This window comes from Rubellimicrobium roseum (assembly GCF_006152145.1).
Classification (GTDB): Bacteria; Pseudomonadota; Alphaproteobacteria; order Rhodobacterales; family Rhodobacteraceae; genus Rubellimicrobium; species Rubellimicrobium roseum.
This window is the reverse complement of sequence record NZ_VDFV01000103.1, coordinates 1-4,189: the sequence shown is the minus strand read 5'-3', so window position 1 is coordinate 4,189 and position 4,189 is coordinate 1. Positions and strand designations below refer to the sequence as shown.

General features: G+C 65.3%; 1 protein-coding gene. It reads left to right on the top strand.

Annotated features, from left to right (window positions below; genetic code table 11):
• Nucleotides 1–124: 124 nt before the first annotated feature.
• The coding region (locus FHG71_RS22760) for a peroxidase family protein (RefSeq protein ID WP_281281997.1) at nucleotides 125–4,189 on the top strand (4,065 nt) is incomplete at its 3' end.

Here is a 4,189-nt window from a genome sequence, read left to right as displayed (position 1 = left end):
CTCATGGCCGCCCAGATAGGCGCCACGAGACCCTACGCGACCACCCGCCACGAAGTTGTGCAACAACCCCGGTCCGGATGCTCCCGAATTCGTAAACGGGGATTACAGCCAGCCCGGCAACGTGGTGGACGCCGACCCTCGCACGATTTCCAACCTCATCGTGGACCAGACTGCCGGTAATCCGGCTGCCATCTATGCCGCGCTCAAGGTCATGGGCGTCACCGGCCTGGCCGCGACGGCCGTCGTCGACTCGATCACCGCAGCCTACAAGGCGACTCTCACGGCGGCCTCGAACAGCGTCGCCGATCCGGAGTTCCAGCAGGCCCAGACCAACCTCATCGCCGCGACCACGGCTCAGCGCGATGCTTCGAGAGCGAACAACGCGGCCGATAACGCCGTCGCGAACCTCACCGAAGCCGTGATCAAGGCCGAGGCCGCGCAGGATGCGGCTGAAGTCGCCCAGGGGGCCGTGGACGGCTTGGTGGCGGAACTCACGACATCGACCGGAGCCGATGTCATGGTGTTGTGGCAGGAGGCAAGAGACGCCGCCGCCTTGGCCGTCACCACCGCGTCGGCGGTGGTCAGCCAGTTGGGAACCGCGGCGACGCCGGCCTCTGTTTCGACGATGGAGGCTGCTCAGGCTCTGCTGGCCGTGCTGGACTCCCTCGATGACGCGGACGGCGTCGTGAACGCAGGGGATCTGGCCGCAGCGGCGAGCGCGGCCAACGCCTACCGCCCTGTGTCGGCCCCCGATGGCACCGCGCAGGACAGCTTGGACGATTTGACCCTGGCCAAAGCCGAAGCGGTCACGCTCGCGACGCAGACGCAGGCCGCTCTCGATCTGGCCACCGAAGAGCTCAACTCGGCGAGAGAGGCTTACACCCTCGCCTTCGAGAACGCGGAAGGGGCGACGGGAACCTACGCGCAGGCCCTCAGCGCCTTGAACACGCTGATGAGCGGGGCCGGCCTCGAGGTCGGGCCCGAGGGTGGCATTCGGATCGAGAACCTGTCGCCCGACATCGGCCTGACGCCTTCGTTCAACAATCTGTTCACCATCTTCGGCCAGTTCTTCGACCATGGGCTCGACTTGGTGACCAAAGGCGGCGCCGGCACGGTGTACATCCCGCTTGAGGACGACGACCCCCTGATCGCCGGCGCGGACAAGGTCTTCGGCACAGCCGACGACCTGCCGGAGCAGCTCCGCTTCATGGCGCTGACCCGTGCGACGCCGGATGGCACCTCGCAGACCAACATGACCACGTCCTGGATCGACCAGAACCAGACCTACACCTCGCACGCCTCGCACCAGGTGTTCCTGCGCGAGCAGGTGCGCGTGGACCTGGGCGACGGCCTGAAGGCATACTCCACCGGACGCCTTCTCGATGGCACCATGCACGGCACCATCGGCACCTGGGCCGACGTGAAGAAGCAGGCGCTCGAGGTTCTGGGCATCAGGCTCAGCGACAACGACGTGCATCGCGTGCCCCTGCTGAAGACCGACCAGTACGGGAACCTGATCCTGGGGCCGAACGGCTACGCCATGATTGCGATGGCCCCGGATGCGACCCACACCCAGCCTTGGTTCAAGGAGGGGACCGCCGCCGGCATCACGACCACCGGCAGTGTTGCGGCCGGACCGGCGTTCTTGGACGACATCGCGCACCATGCGGTGCCGGGCCGGTACGATTCGAACGGCAATCGCGTGATCGATGCCGGCGACGCTTTCATGCGCGCGGACACCAACACGGGCCTTGGAGACGACGGCAACCCCGCCACCTATGATGACGAAATGCTGAACTCGCATTTTATCACCGGGGATGGGCGCGGGAACGAGAACTTCGGCCTGTCGGCGGTCCACTCGGTCTTCCATGCCGAGCACAACCGCATCCTGGAGGAGAACAAGCACACCATCCTCGAAAGCGGCGACCTCGCCTTCATCAACGAATGGCTGCTGAAGGACATCACCGCGCTTCCGGAGACCCAGGCCGAGATCAATGCCCTGGTCTGGAACGGCGAGCGCATGTTCCAGGCGGCGCGCTTCTCCACCGAGATGCAGTACCAGCACATGGTGTTCGAGGAGTTCGCCCGCCGCATCCAGCCGCTTGTCGATCCGTTCGTCTTCACGAACACCCCCGACATCGATCCGTCGATCGTGGCCGAGTTCGCGCATGCCGTGTACCGCTTCGGCCACTCGATGCTGACGGACACCATCGATCGGGTCGACAACAACCTGAACCCGATCACCAAGGCGAACGGAGAGCAATTGTCTCTCATCGAGGCCTTTCTCAACCCGCAGGCCTACACCGGCACGGCAGCCAGCTTCGACCAGATCCAGGGGGCGATCCTTCGTGGGTTGAGCGAGGACGTGGGCTCCGAGATCGACGAATTCATCGTGCCGGCCCTGCGCAGCAACCTCCTGGGCCTGCCGCTCGATCTCGCGGCGCTCAACATGGCCCGCGCCCGCGAAACCGGGGTGCCCACGCTGAACCAGACGCGGGATCAGCTCTACAACGACTTCGGCGTCGCCGACCTCAAGCCCTACGAGAGCTGGAACGACTTCGCGCAGAACCTCAAGAACCCGATTTCGGTGATCAACTTCATTGCGGCCTATGGCACGCACCAGGCGATCGTCGACGCGACGACGATCGAAGCCAAACGTGAAGCGGCGATGGTGCTGGTGCTCGGCGACGGGAACCCCGACGGAACCTTCACGGTCAACGGCAAGACCTACGTCGACGACCGCTTGGCTTTCCTGAACGCGACCGGTGCCTACGGTAGCTCGGCCGTTCTGGCCAACGGCCGAGGCGGCCTGAATGACATTGACCTCTGGATAGGCGGCCTCGCGGAGAAGCTGAACGAGTTCGGCGGCATGCTGGGCTCCACGTTCAACTTCATCTTCGAATACCAGATGGAGCAACTCCAGGCCGGCGACCGGTTCTACTACCTGTCCCGGACGCAGGGCCTGAACCTGCTCGACGCGCTCGAGCAGAACACCTTCTCCGACATCATGATGCGCAACTCGTCCTTGGGCGATAAGTACGCGCCTCACATCTACGCGCATGCCTTCCTGACGCCCGACATGATCCTCGAACTCGACCGAGGCATCGCGCAGCGGGACTACAACAGCTCCACGACCAGCTTGGACCCGATCTGGAGCGATCCGTTGCTCCAGAGGATCGATCCCAAGGTCGTGCGCAGCTACACCGGCGCGACGACGGTCGTGGAGGGGGGCAAGACGCATGACGTCGGCGGCACCCTTGTCTTCCGGGGTGGCGAGCACGTCGTGCTGGGCGGCACCGAGGGCAACGATACCCTGAGATCCGACATCGGCGACGACGCGATCTGGGGCGACGGCGGCAACGACTACATCAACTCGGGGCAGGGCGCCGACCAGGTCTTCGGCGGCGACGGCGACGACGTCATCGAGGACCCGTTCGGCGACAACTTCCTGCGTGGCGAGCGGGGCAACGACGTGGTCTCGGCCGCGCGCGGCCTGAACATCCTGTTCGGCGGGCAAGGCAAGGATGCGATCTTCCTGGGCCAGGACGCAGGGGAAACCTTCGGTGGCGAAGGCGACGACTTCATCCTGGGCGGCTCGGGCGTCGACTTCCTCCAGGGCAACGAGGGCGACGACTGGATCGAGGGCGGCGAGGGCTTCGACACCATCGCCGGCGAGAACTCGGAGCTGTTCTTCAACTCGACCATCATCGGCCACGACGTGGCCTGGGGGCAGGGCAACGAGCAGGACTACGACCTCGAGTCGGGCGACGACATCGCCTTCTCGGGAGCCAGCGTGCAGCGCTTCGAAGGGATGTTCGGTTTCGACTGGGCCATCGGCAAGTACGACGTGGCCGGCGTGGACTGGGACGCCAACATCAAGATCTTCACCTCGATCCCGGCCGAGATCCTGCGCGACCGCTTCGACCTGATGGAAAGCTTCTCGGGCTGGAAGTACAATGACACCATCCGCGGCGACAACCGCGGCACGTTGAGCGCCGTGGGCGGGCTCGACGAGGGCGTGGCCTTCGACGACCACGTGCTGGACAGCGCAGGCCTCGACCGGATCGCGGGCATGAGGGCCTGGTTCGCTGGGGCACGCGACACCCTCGCCGAACTCGATCCCGGCGCCTACGACGACGCCGATGTGATGTTCCGCGACGGCAACATCCTCCTGGGCGGCGGCGGGTCC